The following is a 17,953-nucleotide window of genomic DNA, read 5'->3' on the forward strand; positions in this document are numbered from 1 at the left end:
TAATATCCTTGCTTTTGATGAAGTATTTTTTATGCAATGGGATAAACTAAAGGAATTAAGTAAGCTAAACCACTCCATTAGTTTTAATGGCAAAAAAATATCAGCAAATAACTTTTATAGCTCCATATACCCTTTTGATGTTTTTGGCTTATACTGTACATCTGCATTTTTTATTGACAAAGCATCATCAAAAGTTTGGGTTATCTTCTCTTTTGGTAGCTTTGAAGATTTTTCAGAATCAGTTATTACTGACTTTGAATCTTATCTTTTTATGCTCTTATATAAAAGAGGACTTTTAAAATCCCGTAAAAAGTATTACCAATACAAAGCCCAACAAATAATAAAAATCCCTGCTAACATTTGGAGTGAACGTGATATCCCCGACTTAAGTAATCCTCAAAGCCTACACTATTAATGATTACGACTTTCTTCATTCCTTACATATTCAATCTAATCTTTTGTAACAGTTTTTAAAGTATAACTTCTTTTGTCCATCCGTGCCGGGGGCGCCGGACTGGAGCTGCTGCAAACCATCAAGGAGAAGGGGTTTGTGGAGGCCATGTGGGACATGCTGTCAGAAAAGGCCGCCGAAATCAAAGAAGCGGTGCTCAGTGAAATCCAAAACTGGCTCATTGTGTCGGTGGTAAAACAAGCCACCATTAAGATACTCTCGATGCTGAACCCCGTGGGGGCGATTGTGCAGGCAATTTTAGCGATTTATGACTTTGCGATGTGGCTCATCAACAACTGGGAACGCATTGTACAGATTATCCAAAACATTGTATCGTCGGTGGGCAAAATAGCCATGGGCATGCTGGGCGAAGCAGCGAAGTTTATAGAAAACACCTTAGCCAACTTTATCCCCCTCCTGCTCGACTTTATGGCGCGCATGCTGCGCCTGGGCAATGTAAGTGCCCGCATCAAGAGAATATTGGCGAAGCTACGCAAACCTTTGGATGATTTGATTGCGAAGGTGATGGCGTTTATTAGGAAGAAGATCAGGAGCTTTGGGAAGAAGAAGAAAAGCAAGAAGAATAAGCATGACAAAGACGATCAAAAGAAAAAAGACGACAAAAAAGACCTGAAAGATGGTAAGTTGGGGGATGGTGAAATTGGTGAAGATGTAGAGTTCAAAGCAGGTAAAGACAAACATCATCTTTGGGTGAAAAGGTCTGGTAAACAAGCAACCTTATATGTAGCCAGTGACCCTACCCGAGTAGACAAGAAACTAAAAGAGTGGGAAGGAAAGATCGAAAACTTTAGATCGAAAAAGAAGAAACATCAAGCCATTAACCGAATCAATTATGTCAAGCGGATGCTCACTGCTCTAGATGGTAAAGTACGTGAGGCTGTAAGTATACAAAACAAAAAAGGAGGCGACACCAAGCAAAAGAACAAACAGTTTAGATTAGTAGATAATTTAATAGAACGAAAACAAGGACAAATGGCAGACAATCTCAGACAATTGTTCTTGTTGTTTAACGATCAGGAAGATGTTGACTTTCAAGCGGTTTACATAAAGGAATTGAATCAAGAGGTGCACCCCAAAGCACTAAGCGAAGTAAAAGCTGACCTCAAGGCGTTGTCAGGAGTGAAAGAGAATTTTGCCAAGATACAATCGTGGAACGGCGTGGTTAAACACTTAAGGAAAAACTCAAGCAATACCAAAGCCCTAACCGATCAACCACTCAAAAACAGCAAAGCATATGGTAAGCATACCCGTGGACAGTTCTGGAAAATTGGAAATAAGGAGCTTGCCTCAATGGACAAGGATGCCCGTGATACCAAGGTAAAAAAGACTATAGAAGAAGTAAACAACGAAAAAAGCCTCAGAGCCCATACTGGGTTACGTGACCAAGTATTTGATAGAAGCAAGGAGGACAGTAACAATAAACTTATTTATAATGTATTGAAAGGCAATAAAGACCATAATAAGTTTAAGCCTATCATATTGGCAGGTTACCCCAAGGCTGATAATCCATCTAAAGGCAAAAGCACCTTAAAGTATACTTACCAAGGAGGTAAGGAGGTGTTTACCTCTATTTATGATAGTAAGTCTGGTATACCCGAAGAGATTACAGGAAGCGAATTAAAACTCCATGAATTTGGCCGTGGAGTAACTCAGGGAGATACCCACGAAATGCACGATAGAGCTCACTTGATTGCCAATATGTTGATGGGATCGGGCTATAAAACAGCTAAAAACTTGGTGCTTACTTCTAGCACATACAACCAAGTTGATATGAAAGACAAGGAGGAAGATATAAGAGATGAATTAGCTAAAATCAAAGGGCTTATATCATTCAAGATGAACGTAAAAATTACTTTTGCCGAACCTAATAAAGATGCATCTCTACGAGAAATTAAAGAAGGCATAAAAGAACGTTTAAGATACCTGAAAAATAAATCAGGAACTTTGATAGACAAGGAAAAGAGTACTTTAGAAGCCCTGCAAAAACTATCCGATGCTGACCTAAAGGCACAAATTACTGCAAATATTGCGGCGAAAAAGCAAGCCCGTTGTATGGAAGTAAAGTATACTGTTATTCAAACTAAAGCAATGGAGCAAGGGCAAGAGGTCATCAATAACAATCCAGGCATTAGTGATAAATTAGGACCTGATTTATTGTATGGAACCGCATAAAAAAACAAACTGAAATATACGATGAAAACAATTGATGAAGTAAAAGTTTTTTTGGAAGAGTTTATCGAAAAAGAATACAACCTGTACATAGATCAATATAAACTGGTAGGTAGCAGAGATGACTATATTGACAAAGTCTATGATTTATTTGATGAAGCGGTTCTTTTTTCTGCTAAACATACTTTTAATGGGCTAACCGCTTGGTCTGACGGTGATTCAGTAAAGGAACGAGAGTCTTATATTAATGATATTTTACGGAAACGTAAAATATTTGCAATTGAAGAATATAAAAACACCAAACTTGATTCTTCCATCAAAGATGAAGGTTTTTCTAACAATGTATTTGTATGTTATGTAAGTCATAATCACGAATCATCTAACCACCGTTATTTCAAAAGGTTTTTTATTGCAGAAGCAGATAGCAACTTAAAAATTATAGCTACTGAAAGACCTTCTGAAGATGGCTGGAGAGAAGTTGCTGATTACAATAGCATAAAAAACATAGGGGAATTTGTACAAGCTAAAAAGGTGCAAGCACCAGCAGATGAAGAAGATTTATGGCATTATAACTCACTATAAAAGATATAATTATTGCATAAAAAAAGCGTAAGCCAAACTTACGCTTTTTTTGTGTCAAAACATTGTATCATCGGTGGGCAAAATAGCCATGGGCATGTTGGGCGAAGCCGCCAAGTTTATAGAAGACACCTTAGCCAACTTTGTGCCCCTCCTGCTCGACTTTATGGCGCGCATGCTGCGCCTGGGCAATGTAAGCGCCCGCATCAAGAGAATATTGGCGAAGCTACGCAAACCTTTGGATGATTTGATTGCGAAGGTGATGGCGTTTATTAGGAAGAAGATCAGGAGCTTTGGGAAGAAGAAGAAGAAGAGGGGTAAAGAGAAGGATAAGCAAGGGAAGGATGTTAAGAAGGATCAGGATGAAAAAAACAAAAAAGACCAAGCTCCACCTGCCTCTATTAAAGTCCCCTTCTCTATGAATGGAGAATCACATTATGTACGCGCTATTACTCAAAATAAAGGAGTAAAAATAGTAATGGCGAGCAAAATTGAGCGTGAAATTTTCTCAAAAATTCAAGGGCAAATAAAAACCTTGGAAAAAATAGCGCGCAGTATTAAAAACTCCCAGGCAGATAGAGACTTGGCTAACCTTGTAAAAAGTAAAATATTAGATTTAAGGACAAAATTCTTTGATGACGTTCAAGTGGCTCATGGTCAATGGCGTTCTGGGCAAATTGATAAAAAAGCTTACAAAGCCAAGACAGAAAAGTTTTTAAGGACATTGGTTAAACAAATAGTAAAACGAGCCGACCAATATGACTTGAAAGATTTGGCTGAACTAAAAATTCACGAAAGTTTCTTGAAGATAGAACTAAATATAAAAGAACTATATAAAAATGTAGGCAGCCCTACTGCTACTGGAGATGGACACTCTAACTCAGCCGCAGCAGCAGAAAGATTTGGCTGGACTTATTCAGGCTCTTCAACAAGCCCTTATCACTATGAACGAGCAATAAGAATACGGAAAGATTTAGAGGATTATATAGATGAAATAGATATTTTGAGTAAAACATATGGCAAACACTACCTTAAATACGAAGCATACAAAGAAGGGGTTCTTGCAATGAAAGATTGTGGGTTAGCAATTGACAACCCAAGGCAATATTTACTAAATGTGCCTTACAGAAAAAGAGGAACGAGTAAAAAAGATCTTTGGAAAGCATTTTTCCCTGGGATATCGAAAGGACAGTTTATGCAAATGCCAATAGACCCTGGCAACACGCGTCAAAATATTATTAGTAATATAAACCCTAGTAAGTATGGGGGATAACAACACATTATTTATATGTCAAACATTTTTTTTAAAGCTTTTAGATGTTGGAGTCAAGGAGGTTATAAAGATGCCTTCAATATGATAAATGAACACTTTTATAATAAGTTCAACTCACATGTTTTTGATGGTACCTACAGTATTCAAATTGATGAGCTTATTAAGGAAAAAAAACAGAAGAATAAAAATGATATTTTACTTACACGATTTGATTCATACATATATAGAATTTTTAGAAGAGAATTAAAATTACCCTTTGGTATAGTGTTCAATGAATTTTGGGAGTTAACTCGCGACACTCAGTTATTACTTAAATTAGTACACTTTGACCCCTATGACTTAGTGTATGAGCCATTTGCCGAAGATCTAGAAGATGTAATGGAAGGACATCAATTGCACTTAATACCTCCTTTGCTTGTTAAATATGCCCAAAAAGGTTTGATCTCTTGTGAACTAGGGGCAAACGTAGGTGTGGCAACTCTTCATAGAAGAAACATAGAGGAGATGGATGAAGACTTTGAGCCACTTAAGAGTATGCTGCTTGAGCAATTGGCTCCTGTGTTGGAAGCTCGTCCTGCCAATGCCTGGCAATTATTAGTAGACGAAAATCCTTTGCAAGTTTTACAAATCTTTTTGAGAGATCACTTTTTATTGGCGTATGATAATATACCTACAGAAAGATGGGCTATTCAACATAAACAGCATCCAGATTATGTAAAAGCAGTTCTTGATTCTTTAGTGTATGCCATTGAGAAGCACAAGAATAACACCCAATTAACAGAAATGGTACAATTAGATGGAGGGTTTTATGGTGTAACTGATGGTAGGACTTGGCTCAAAGGTTTACATAAAGACTTATCCAACGAGGCATTTACTCAGAATTTATAAGGCGAATTTTATCCCAACCAAAAGGTACCTTAGCGTGGGCGAAAGCTTACGCTTTTTTTGTATCCAAAATAGTGACCGACCCCATGGGCTTTTTCCAGAATGTGGTAGAGGCAGTGGGCAAGGGTTTCAATGGTTTTGTGGGCAACATTGGCAAACACCTCAAAAACGGTTTATTTGCCTGGCTCACCGGCGCCATGGGTGGCATTGGTTTGAACTTGCCGCAAAAGTGGGATTTGAAGGGTATTTTTTCGGTGGTGCTACAGATCATGGGGCTCGACTGGACAGTGATACGCGCCCGAATAGCCAAAGAGGTGGGCGAAGAAAACCTGGCGCGTGCCGAAGAAGCCGGGGGGCGCCGGACTGGAGCTGCTGCAAACCATCAAGGAGAAGGGGTTTGTGGAGGCCATGTGGGACATGCTGTCAGAAAAGGCCGCCGAAATCAAAGAAGCGGTGCTCAGTGAAATCCAAAACTGGCTCATTGTGTCGGTAGTAAAACAAGCCACCATTAGATACTCTCGATGCTGAACCCCGTGGGGGCGATTTATGACTTTGCGATGTGGCTCATCAACAACTGGGAACGCATTGTACAGATTATCCAAAACATTGTATCGTCGGTGGGCAAAATAGCCATGGGCATGCTGGGCGAAGCAGCGAAGTTTATAGAAAACACCCTCGCCAACTTTATCCCCCTCCTGCTCGACTTTATGGCGCGCATGCTGCGCCTGGGCAATGTAAGTGCCCGTATCAAGAGAATATTGGCGAAGCTACGCAAGCCTTTGGATGATTTGATTGCGAAGGTGATGGCGTTTATTAGGAAGAAGATTAAACAGGGTGCTAAAAAAGCTAAAGAAACAGGTCAAAATGTAAAAGAAGCATTAGGAGATTGGTGGAAACAAAAACGGAAAATAAAAACAGAAAGAGGAGAAAATCATACATTATATTTTAAGGGCAAAGGGAGCAATGCAAAGTTAATGGTTGCTAGTCGCCCCAAAACATTTAAAGACTTTATAAAAGACATACAAGCCCCTACACAACACACAAAGGTAAAAGCTAGAGCGCAAAGTACAGCGGGGCAAATTGATCGACTTATTAAGAAGAGAAGAACAAGTAATACAACTAATCAGGCACAAATTCCAGATTTAATGGACAAGCTTGCCAATGATTTACGAATATTAGCAGACTTGGATTCTTCAAATTCCCCTCCAAGCGTTATAAAGTACAGTCCCTTGACTCCTGACGGAGGAGCAACTTTTGCTGATGCTCAAATCTTATCGGATAACCATGTTGAAGGGTCAACACCAAAAGATAAGCCTGACCATTGGAATAAGGCTAACCGTAGAAGACCAGCAGGTTCTTTTATTAGAGGGCACCTTATAAATCATCATATAGGGGGACCAGGATATGCCTATAACTTGACACCTATTACTGGTAAAATGACTACTGACGCCAATGGAAATCACGAAAAATATTTTGAAAGACACATTAAACCAGTAGTACTTACTGAGAAAAAGGTAATACGTTATCGTGTTGAGGCTGTTTACGGAAAACATCCTCGTCGCAACTTTGAGGAAACTTTACGAAATAGAATTGGAACTCCAAATGAACAAACCGATGATAGATATAAATTGGAAATAATGGAGTATGAAAGAAATTATTTGCCTAAATTCCTTAAAATCACTTGGGCAATCCTAAAAAATGAAAATGGACGTTGGGTAGATGATAAAGTTAAAATTGGAGGACAAGTAAAAAATCAATTACCTGATGGAGATTTTGCCTTCCAACGTTTTCCATAGAGTATTATGCCATAATTAAAATAGAAATGAATTATACTTCAGACCTAGAGAAAATAAAGCAAGAAATAGACAGACACCCTTTGCTGGAAGTAATAACTTATGAAGTTGCCCCTCCCGCAAGTAAAGAGCAAATAAAATCAATAGAGCAAAAATATAATATTGTACTTGATCAGGGTTTAAAAGATTTTTATGAACAGGCTAATGGATGTTGCTTACATTGGCAATTAATCGAATTATCGGAGGACGAATATGATGCTAAAGTATATGACAAATTTGGAGATTATGAACCTGATTTAGAAGATGATGAGGAAAACCCTTTTGCTCAAATAAAAATCAATTCACTTGAAGACTGTTTTTTAAAAGACAGCTTTAGTTATGATGACTCTCACGATTATATTTTTCAGTTCAAGGGCAATGAATACATTGAGCATGAGTTTTCAAAAAAACTAAAAATATTAGATGAATATAGTACCTTTTCTTCTATTGCTTATCTATGTGATACAGAATTTGAATCTGCACCACTGGTAATGTTATCAAGTCATTACTCAAACTGGTGGAACTCACGCCTCACTGATTTTGCTACTTACTGGAAAATCTTAATGCAATCCAGAGGGATTATTGAGATAAGAAATGATATTTTAGGAGCTACTGATGGTCACAACCTGCCTACCCTGCAAAAGTTTGACTCCGTGAATCCTCAACTATTTGCTTAAAGCTAAACATTAACTCAAAGTTTTTAAGCGTAAGCCACCACTTACGCTTTTTTTGTACTGTTTGCTTAGGCAAACTCAGCGACAAATCAAGCAAATGCTGGCAAAGGTTTGTAGTCTTATACCAAAAATCCAGAAAACACCCCATCTTTGAGCCTTCCTGTAAACACCTCACTATCAAAGCTATTACCAAGAAAGTAGACAATAAGTAGATACTCCGTAGATAAATGGTAGATACTGATGACTGGCATAATTACCTTCTTAGGGATAGTTTTCGATGAGCAAAACGGAAATACAGTTTTTGAACAAACCATTGATGTTTGGGATATTTTTAAATCGCTGCTGGCAATAAAAAACAAAACTTAGAGGCATACTATATGACTAAGGGTATTGGTAGTACTCGGTTCATTAAACTGATCACCTATTTTATTCATCAAAATATTACTAACCAATGACCAACTATACATATTTTTCTATCAGGTTACTTATCATGGGCTGGCTTTTTATGGCCAGCCCCGAACTAATAGCGCAAGCTACTCAAGTATCACCATACGTTGAAAAGGAATACAGCAAACCCCCAAAAGCTGAAATAGATTTTAAGTTACATCAGTCGGAAGTACTCCTGAATAATTCTCCTCAAAACAGCAGAAAGATAGCGCTGGAGGCATTGTATTTAGCCTCCCAAACAAAACACAAACGGAGGGAGGCCAGGGCACACGAACTCATTGGGCAGGCATACATGGCACAGGCAGTGCACGAACAATCACTCGAGCACTTTCTAAAAGGGCTGGATATTTTACAAAGAATAGAAGCATGGGAGAGGGTAGCCCATATCTTCAACCACATTGCAGTGTTATACCGAAGGCAACGTAGGTACGATGAAACAATTAATTATGCTAACCAAGCACTAAGACTGGCCAAAAAGTTTGACTATCACTCTGAAATTGCCTTGGCACATATTAACCTTGGAGGGGCTTATTATTTCAAAAAAAACTATCAAAAATCCATAGAGTATATCCAAAGTTCAATAGATATACGTGAACAGTTCGATGAGAAGACTGGCTTGATCAACTCTTATAATAATATGGGGCTGGTCATGCGTAAACTACAAAAATACCCTGAGGCGTTGAAATGGTACTCTATGTCGCTAGAGGTAAATAGTGGTACAAACAGGGTAAAACACATGAAGTCGGCTACACTTGACAACATAGGCGATGTGATGGCAGACCAGGAAAAATACAAGGAAGCACACGAATATTATAATGAAGCTCTAAAAATAGCCCAAGAGTCAGGGGTTAGCTTAAGGATGATGGAAGCCCACCAAAGTTTATATGAATTGACTACCAAAGAACAAAACTTCAAGGCAGCTCTTTACCACTACCGTCAATATGTATTGCTGAAAGATAGTTTTATGAACACCAGTATGGGTGTCAAGATGAACAACTTACAGCAAAAGCGTAGAATAGAGGTGGCAAAAAAAGAAAAAGAGTTGCTCGAAAAAGACATTAAACTAAAAAGGGCGACTATTTATCGGCAAAAAATACTCACTGCAAGCGCTACATTGGGGCTAATATTGGTGTTGATTATGGCGTTTGGCATATACAGAAGCAGGCGTTTTTTACAAGCTCAAAAAGTAGAAATTGATCGCCAAAATCAAGCTTTACTGTTTACTCAGGAAGAAATTCTGAGCCAACAGGAAGTAATTACTGAGTCTAATGAACAGCTTACCCTACAAAACACCAAAATTATGTCGAGCATTCGGTATGCCCAAACAATTCAAGAAGCCATCTTGCCTTTTTACTCTCGTTTAAAAAAGGTATTGGGAGAATACTTTGTACTGTATAAACCCAAGGATGTAGTTTCTGGAGATTTTTATTGGCTGAGTAAATTAGACCGTTATAAGTTCATTGCGGTGGTAGACTGTACTGGTCATGGGGTACCAGGCGCTTTTATGTCTCTTATTGGTTTTTCACTGCTCAACGAGATTGTAAACGAAAAATGTAACGTCGACCCAAGTGTAATATTAAGACAGTTGCACGAAGGAATTTTCTTTGCTTTAAAACAAGAGCAATCAACCAACCGAGATGGCATGGACTTGTGCCTTTGTCGTATAGAAGAGCAGAAAGAAGATAATTTGACAGTTGTATTTGCGGGAGCCAAACGTCCCTTATACTATATATCAAACAACCAATTGCACACCCTAAAAGGAGACAGGATGAGTGTGGGAGGCAAGCAAATCAAAGCATCAAAAAGTTTTACCAACCACACAATTTCTATGAAAAAAGGTGATTTACTGTATTTAACCACTGATGGTTATGTAGACACTCCCAATCCTCAACGACAAAGTTTTAAACAGCACCGCTTGCTTCAAGTCCTTGATACTTGCAAACATATTCCGATCCATCAACAAAAACGTGTTTTTGAAAACACCCTTAGTAATTATCAACTAGATGCTGAGCAAAGAGATGACATTACCATTGTGGGGGTAAAATTGTAACATTTGACCACAAAAATTAATCATTTTGTGTTTTTATAACCCTTTCACTACACATTACTTTGAAAACAAATACACAACGAATATACGACTTTTATCAACACTATGTACAGCAACACGGCATTCAGGCAGGGTGGTCGAGCCTGGACTATGCACTACGCTTGTATGACTTATCATCTTCTTTTACTCATCAATCATGGATTGAGTTTACCAGCATACTTGATATAGGTTCAGGAGAAGGGCATTTCAAAGATTTTTTGCGTACAAAGCAACAATTTAACGGGTATTATACTGGTATTGAAGTAATGCCTGAGTTTCACAAATCTGCTTTGGCAAAGTACGGAGCTGATGCACAAGCTCGCTTTATTTATGATGAATTTCTAGCCCACGATTTTGGTACAACCAAATTTGACTGGGGATTTTCGCTGGGAAGTCTAAGTGTGCTTCAACCAAACCAGGCAAAGTATGATGAGGTTTTTTGTAAAAAAATGAGATTACTGGTTAATTATGGCATCACAATTTACTTGAATGACGCTCAACTCACTCGTGCGTTGCCTTTGCAGAATGTAAAGCATCTTGCTACCCACAATATAGATGATTTTGTACACATGCTGAGACAAAATTTTTCATCGGCCGTCATAGAGATTCATCGTTTGTTACCTGTGGCACCACAAGGAGTAGTCATTCACGTCAGGTTTGTGTGATACAGAAAGACGAAGGCTGTACTTTTCACTATATCAAAAGTCGAAACAGCCTTGATCATTTTTTGTACACTTTGCTCCTCCCCTACTTTAAATTCCCTTACCCAACCCTCAGTGTTTAATATCTACTGAAAGGCATCCAAAAATATAACACAAGTCAAGCTTTATCAAACCTTTCATTGCCCCATCTGATTTTAGCGGTTAACAGGACTTAAGTGAAACATTAACTCGCTAAAAATCAATAGCTTATAAACAGTGTAGGTGATTAGTATACACATATAACTGCTTCAGTAGGTGTATTGTAGTAAGGCTAAACTGGATATTGTACCTGAATAAACTCATCTTAAATACCAGGAAAACTACCATAATCAATTACTTATTGGGCTTTTTTTACGTGCCTACTGGTCAAAAATCAGTGGTAGTTTGGTATACACCAAGTGATATATCTCACCCTCCTTTTTTAGGTACTACATACAGGTAGTCAATCAGTCGAACTATTCTAAACTTAATAACATGCATAAGTCAACTCACTCAGATCAAAATGCCTCTGCTGAACAGCAACCTAATCAAGAGCAGATGCAGACCAACCCAAAACCGACAAAGCACAATCAGGGGTCAAACTCTTCTATTAGGGCCAAACAAAGGCCTATACAACGCAAACACAAAATAGAGCCTCCTATTCAAACCAAACATACTCCCATACAGCGCAAACAAAAGACTATTAAGGCTAAACATCTACCTGTACAAAGGGCAACTACCCACCAAGGGTTACCTGATCAGCTCAAAAACGGCATAGAACATCTGTCGGGGCATACTATGGATGATGTAAAGGTACACTACAACTCAAGCAAACCTGCCCAACTCAAAGCCAATGCGTATGCCCAAGGTAATGATATTCACTTAGGCCCTAGGCAAGAAAAACACCTGCCCCACGAAGCCTGGCACATAGCACAGAATAAAGAAAAAGACATAAAACCTACCACACAAACTAAAGACGGGGTAAACATTAATGATGACCCCAAGCTAGAGAAAGAAGCCGACGTAATGGGCGAAAAAGCATTGCAAACTGGTAAGAATAATGCTACTGTGCCTCCCCAAAAACAGCAAAGTAAAATCAAAAATCAAGAAGTAGTCATGCCCAAATACAAAAACGACAAGGGGCAGGAAACCACCCACTCACAAGACCCAATCGCAGGAGAATTAATCACCAGACTTATTCAGGATAAAGTGCTCTATCAAGACTTCAGCCCTAAAGTTTTCAAAACAATCGAGTTACCTCTTGTTAAGCTCATGCACACCCTGATAAACGACCCTCAAACAACGTTTGACTATGAACAGATTAAAGTGGCACTGATACAAGAAAGAAGTAAACCTTCTGTCAAAGCCCAAAAATCGGAAAAAGAACTTTTGATCAAGAAAACATTGCCTGAGCAAAAAACTCAAAAACAAGTGGCAACTACACGTATGAAGGTCTATAATGACCATGATTTTCCAGTGAAATATGCCCAAAATAACGCCAACAATAACTATCCAACGGTAATAAAATATGCGGCAGCCTTGCAAAACTGCCTGAACTTCTATTTACAAGAACTGTATCAATTGTATGATGCCTCAGACACCCACCGAGTAAATAAACTGATAGGTGTGATAGAGAAAGTGATGGATAAAAACTATGATGATCTTCGTTTGCTAAGAGTAGAATTAGCCATGATGGGCGAAAAAAACACATCACTGGGTCAGTTTTTCACTCATATAGATGCCCAAATAAATTCGTTGCTCTCTACTATTAAAAACCAAGCATTGCCGCCAGGGAAAGAATTGATAAAAAAAATACCTAAGGGCGTACAACTCACCCAAACCTACCTGGCACCTAAGCTTAAAGAAATAAAAAGCTCAAGGGGAGAAATGGTTTATGACAGTAGCAACAAAACAACTCAAAATAACCCTACAGTAACCAAAGAAGAGCTACGCCACCTTAAAAAAATAAGAGAAAGAAAGCATGTGCTTGGCTTTGAAACCAGAAAAAAGGCGCCTGGTGGGCAAAGGTCTTTGGCAACGCATGTGAGTTATTTGAACTTAAAGCCAGAAGAGATTGCAGAGTTGCTATACCATAATCTGTACGAAAAAAGGCTAGGGAAAAAAAGTAGACTGGGCTCAAACCAAGCCTATCTCGATCAACTTATCAAATTGCTGCAACACCGCCACAACACCAGGCAAATAGAACAGACTTTTTATACCTACTCACAAGAACAACAAAACCCAATACACCTGAGGGAAGCTATAGTAAACATGTATGGATTGCCCAGAGTTGGGCAAAAAGGAAGCACCTCAAGGTACCTGCTTGAGTTGTTAGACAGACAAGGACAGGTCAGCAAAGTGTCCCGTTTGGCGGTTCCACTAGGCTTGATGCAAGGCAGTGTGTCGAGCAAAATAACTACCGACGAAAAACAAGTGGTTAAAATTATCAAGACTTGCAACTTGCCAGAATTACACGAAATATGGCGTGCATACGGGCAACGCTTGAGAGCCAACCTAAGCCCTTATAATTATCAATACATTAAGCATTTTTATAGGGAACAAAAAGCAGCCAATGTATTGGTCAATAAAAAAGATGCAGGCACTCAGGATAAAACCGATTTTTTAACCACAAAGGATAAACAATTAGCCAATATTATTCGAAATTATATTGCAGGGGGTAACCGTTATACGGGCAAAATGAATGTAACCGAGGGAGTAGTCAGCCTTAAGGGAAACCGGGAGCGATTGATAGAAGAAGTAATGGCATGGCGAAGAAAAGCCATTGCTCAGGAACGCCTTTTGTTTGAAGGCAAACCCGTGATACGTCGCTTTGTGTTAGAGCCTCACAAAGGTTTTGGCTTGGAGTCTCACACCCTTAAACTCTTACAATACAAACACACCCAAGGCATCGTAGAGGCGTCAAAGTTTGCCATGCAAAAGATAAAACATGGTTGGAACTTTGGCGACCGAAAGGCTATTTTGGGTATACTAAAAGCAGGATTAGGTAACCACTCTACTGCTGATTCAAAGTCGATTAACTCTGGGTCATCACTCAAGAAAATCAGTCATGATATCAACCATTCCATTGAACAAGAAACGATGGATGATGAAGCGTTAATCCTGGCTTTTGTAAACCTTTATCGTCAGGTAAGGATAGAAAAGAAATATCGCTGGAATCCCTTTAGCCAAAGAAGGCACTACGAACTATTTGCCGCCATTAACAAGTTATCTGATAGAGCCAAAGTTGATTTTATGAATTATTTTTTACCGCAAGGTAAAAAAATTGATGCACAGCTTTTAGGAAATAAAAACAAAAAAAAGCAACTCATCGAGGGCAACACACGGGTGAGCCAGGCGCTTGCCAGCATAGAACAAACGCTCAAAAAAGCAAAAGTACCCCAAAAGCTACGACTTAAGATATTGGGTAAATTGAAATACGGGCGCGATGCCGGAGAAAATTACCTGCAACTAAGGGCGTACGCTGCCGGAAAATACTCAACCAACTGGCGTGAAAATAAGGTAGGTTATATTGATGAGAGATGCTTTCAGCTAAAAACGCCCTTTAGTCTCAAAAAATTAAGTCAGTTGATCCAAAACCTTGATCCGCAAGAACTTGCCATTGCCAAAGATGATCGGGAGTTACATCAAGCATTGATAGACCGTTTTGCAAAAGTTTGGGTCTATGTAAAGTCTCCCATGGGTCAAAGAGATGGTATGAAGGGAGGCACTTCTCATCGTACATTAGCCATTAGGAAATTTCGTTCACTCATGAAGACTCACTTTGGGGTAACTCCCAAAATGAACCCAAAAGACATCGTTCAACATAATAAATACATTGCCTATTATTGGGAGCATATAAAAACTGATACAACCCCGCAGGGTACTCAAAAAGACAAGCTAATCGAAGAAAGGAAAGAACAACTCAATCAATATAACTCTTCAGAAGCAAACCAAGCTCTTTCTTACCAAAAATATTTGCATCATGCCTCCAAAAAAACGGGCAAGCCTACTCTCTCGAATACCTCTCAGAACGTTTTGCCTTTTTCGGTATATATGGATCAGGTAGAGCATTGGGCTCAAAAACTAAAAGTTGCGTTGACTGATACTTCTGACCGACACAAAATGTACAACGTATTGATGGAAGTATGGCAAAGTGGCGAAAAGTTATCCATGGATTTTACTAACCTCTCTGTTCCACCACAAAGCAAAAAGGGTAATCAAATCCTACATAAAAACCCTTACTATAACCCAACAACAAAAAAAATCACCCACAAAAAGAATTTTTTCCTCAAAGCGGTATACAACTATTTAAAATATACATTGGATAAACCACTTGCCAATAAATTAGACCGCTTTACCAGCTACCAACCACAAAACCTACTCAGAGGAATGCAGTCGCGCACCATTACCCGCTTAAACGAAGGCAAGTTAGACCTGGTAGCAGAGGTAATCAATAGTGCGCACCGTTGGTATAGCCATTCTGGAGCACAGTATAAAAACTTGGTTCAAGGCTCTTTTAAGGCACTGCGAGGCAAGGTGTTATTAGAAGAATGGACTGACTTTGCCCAGCACAAAACTACGCTTGACGATAAGAAAAAGGAACAAGGCAAACTCAAACAAACATTGACCAAAGCCAGGAGAGCACACACCCAAGCACCCAATGATAAAGTGAAACAAAGACAGGTAGAAAAAGCCAAAAAAGCTTACCAGGATAGTTTTTTTCAGGATGCCCGCATTTTGCCACTCCCCAGAGCAGATCGTTTAACACACATCAGACGCATATTTAGAAACGACGGGCACTACTTGGACATTATCAAAGCCTTGCTATTGCACCTTGCCCAGGCAGCCGCTTCCGACCAAGAGTTTATAGAAACATTGCACGAGCAGGGGTATGACCATAAGGAACTTACCCTGCTGCCCCAGTTTTATAAATACCTGACTATAGCCGAGCTAGAGAGCCTTGCTGCAGGTAAAAGGATTAACCTTCAATACCGTAAGCTTACCGCAAAATCGGCGGTAAGAAGAGACGCAACCCGGGGGGCAGGCAAAGCTTTCTTTGATTTGCAACAAGCAGTATTGGCTGATTCGCCAGAGGTAGAAGAAAAAAAACAAGCTTTTTCGGTTGCCTATAGCCAAGGAGAAGAAGCTTACGAGCGATTTTTGGCAGCGTCTAACAAGCAAAAGCAACGAATTATTAGATTGATCAACCTGGTAGGAACCTTGGCGGCCATTCCGCTTACAGGGGGTATGGCCATTGGAGCAAACTTTTTATACTCTGCCGTTGCCTTTGTGGCATTTGGGGCAAAGGCAGCTTTGACCAAATTAATTGCCCAAACCCTGGATGTACGCTACTCAGATCCTTTGTCAATACTGGGAAGTGCCAGCTGGAAGGGAATCACCGATACCTCTAAGTTTTTTGCCTTTGGAGGAGTAGCCGAATTAGATAGTTTGTTCAAAGCAGGAGGAGAATCGTTTGCTGCCGAATATGCGCGCGACCTGGTAGTGCAAAGTTTTGTAAAACGGCTGGGGTATAGTTCGGTAGATGCGGTAAAAGCGGTGGTCAAAGAAAATCCTCAGGTATTTTGGGCTTCTTTAAAACAAAATTTCCGGCTGGATAACATTGCCAATAAAGCTTTATACGAGTTTATATCTACGGCTTTTGACTCCAATGGCATTGGCGATATCAAGAAAGCCATTGCACCTTACAAACCAAGCAAAGAAGCTACCACTACCATTGGTCAGGGAATCGCTTCACGATATGCTTTGAACCTGGACTTAACCATTGGCGAAGAAATACACAACCTGGCTCAGCCAGTATTCAGTCAATTACAAGGCTGGTATCATCAACCCAAGGCAAGTTACAACTTGTCGGGGGGCAATGGAGTTGCTCAAGATTCAACATCAGGAACCAATGACCCGAGGCTAAAAATTTCAGCCAGCCTGATGGGGGATGTTCAAAGCTCTACCCAACACATTCAACAAGAAATCGGAAAGAAAACCAAGCCCAAAAATAACATAGCGCATTTGCTCGACTTACCCAAGTACAACGAAACTGTAGAAAGTGTGTGTTATCAGGTACAAATTGAAGCGCACGCTTATTTGAAAAGTGCTACAAACTCTCAGGGAGGACTGGGAGCAAAAATTCAAAAGTTGCTTCAACTAAAAGATCAGGTAATAGGACAAAAAGATGTCAGCCTTCACCAAAGCTTTTTAGAGATTCTACAAAAAGTAATACTAGGGTTGAGTATTCTTAAAAAAATGCCAAAAAAAACAAAGTCAACCCAGCCAAACGATTCAGAAGAGAGCTTCGAAATGAGCGCATCGCCTCAGGCAAAAAGTCAACCTTCTGCCACTGCCAGTAAATCACCAGTACCAAGTGCGACAAAAACAAACCCACCCAAGCCCAAATCCTCTTCTGGCAGTAGCCAGCCTCAGGTTTCTGCTTATCAATCTCAACCCATTACCAGCTTTCTTGATACAATCGCTCCTGGTTGGTCTGACCCTGACGCGATTCATAAAAACCCGCTACTCGGGGGAAATGGAGTCATGTATAATCAAGCAACTGTTGATGCCAGCAAAGGAGAAACACAGCTAGAAGATTATCATCCACAGGTAAGCCCTGTAAATGCATTGGAAAAGCACGGGTTACAAATAGCCCCAAACTCAGGGAAAGGAGCTTATTGTCTTATTTATTCGGTAATGATGGGGCTGCTCCAAACTACTATTCCAGATGACTCAAAGGTAGCACAGATTGCAAAAAATGCAGGAGTTAAAGGTGGTTGGATTACGTCTGATAGTGATGGTGCCAAAAAAGTATTGGAGGAAATCAAAAAAGATTTTAAACTCTCTAAAAACA

The 17,953-nt window shown here is 39.5% G+C and carries 11 protein-coding genes; all 11 read left to right on the forward strand.

The features are described 5' to 3' along the window. A partial coding sequence (locus M23134_RS36035; protein ID WP_002705624.1) for a hypothetical protein occupies nucleotides 1-415 on the forward strand: 415 nt, incomplete at its 5' end. Nucleotides 416-487: 72 nt separating this feature from the next. Beyond that, nucleotides 488-2,644: a DNA/RNA non-specific endonuclease gene (locus M23134_RS36040; protein ID WP_002705625.1), complete on the forward strand. Its 2,157-nt coding sequence runs from the start codon at nucleotides 488-490 to the stop codon at nucleotides 2,642-2,644. Between the two features lie 21 nt (nucleotides 2,645-2,665). After that, entirely contained in the window at nucleotides 2,666-3,223 is a 558-nt protein-coding gene (locus M23134_RS36045; protein WP_002705628.1) for a hypothetical protein, read from the forward strand. 49 nt (nucleotides 3,224-3,272) lie between these two features. After that, nucleotides 3,273-4,493 carry a hypothetical protein gene (locus M23134_RS36050; protein ID WP_002705629.1) on the forward strand — a complete coding sequence of 407 codons (1,221 nt, stop codon included), beginning with the start codon at nucleotides 3,273-3,275 and terminating at the stop codon, nucleotides 4,491-4,493. Between the two features lie 15 nt (nucleotides 4,494-4,508). Next, nucleotides 4,509-5,381, forward strand: a complete 873-nt coding sequence (locus M23134_RS36055; protein WP_045115019.1) for a hypothetical protein — start codon at nucleotides 4,509-4,511, stop codon at nucleotides 5,379-5,381. An 83-nt stretch (nucleotides 5,382-5,464) separates the two neighbouring features. After that, nucleotides 5,465-5,842: a hypothetical protein gene (locus tag M23134_RS36060; RefSeq protein WP_002705631.1), complete on the forward strand. Its 378-nt coding sequence runs from the start codon at nucleotides 5,465-5,467 to the stop codon at nucleotides 5,840-5,842. A 57-nt stretch (nucleotides 5,843-5,899) separates the two neighbouring features. Next, nucleotides 5,900-7,174 (forward strand): DNA/RNA non-specific endonuclease, encoded by a 1,275-nt coding sequence (locus M23134_RS36065; RefSeq protein ID WP_002705632.1) that lies wholly within the window; start codon nucleotides 5,900-5,902, stop codon nucleotides 7,172-7,174. A gap of 26 nt (nucleotides 7,175-7,200) precedes the next feature. After that, the gene (locus M23134_RS36070; RefSeq protein WP_002705633.1) at nucleotides 7,201-7,887 is read left to right on the forward strand and encodes an SMI1/KNR4 family protein; all 687 of its coding nucleotides are present in this window, start codon (nucleotides 7,201-7,203) and stop codon (nucleotides 7,885-7,887) included. Nucleotides 7,888-8,335: 448 nt separating this feature from the next. Beyond that, complete coding sequence (locus tag M23134_RS36075; RefSeq protein WP_045115020.1) at nucleotides 8,336-10,381, forward strand: tetratricopeptide repeat protein; 2,046 nt, start codon at nucleotides 8,336-8,338, stop codon at nucleotides 10,379-10,381. A 59-nt stretch (nucleotides 10,382-10,440) separates the two neighbouring features. Further along, nucleotides 10,441-11,082, forward strand: a complete 642-nt coding sequence (locus tag M23134_RS36080; protein ID WP_002705638.1) for a methyltransferase domain-containing protein — start codon at nucleotides 10,441-10,443, stop codon at nucleotides 11,080-11,082. Nucleotides 11,083-11,592: 510 nt separating this feature from the next. Then, nucleotides 11,593-17,953, forward strand: a 6,361-nt coding sequence (locus tag M23134_RS36085; protein WP_002705639.1) for an eCIS core domain-containing protein, incomplete at its 3' end; no start/stop codon positions are given.

The organism is Microscilla marina ATCC 23134 (genome assembly GCF_000169175.1).
GTDB classification, from domain to species: Bacteria; Bacteroidota; Bacteroidia; order Cytophagales; family Microscillaceae; genus Microscilla; species Microscilla marina.